The following is a 242-nucleotide window of genomic DNA, read 5'->3' on the forward strand; positions in this document are numbered from 1 at the left end:
TGATACTGGATACTACGCTGCGATCATAAAGATCGATGACCGTGCAGTTATAGCGCACGCTTCCATCTCTGAGGAAGACATATGTGAAATCAGTAGCCCACTTCTGATTGATATGCTCTGCACTGAAATTTTGATTCAAGAGATTGTCAAATACTTTATGGGCCTTCCCTTTTCGGTAATCCGGCTTTCTACGCCGGACAATGGCGTAAAGCTGCAGATCACCGTTCATATAATGGTGTACA

General features: G+C 43.8%; 1 pseudogene. It reads right to left on the minus strand.

From position 1 onward, the window contains the following. Positions 1 to 242, minus strand: a pseudogene (locus tag GCWU000341_RS13975) (IS3-like element ISRgn1 family transposase); the annotation flags it as partial.

Origin of the sequence: Oribacterium sp. oral taxon 078 str. F0262, from assembly GCF_000160135.1 — a bacterium.
Lineage (GTDB): Bacteria > Bacillota > Clostridia > Lachnospirales > Lachnospiraceae > Oribacterium.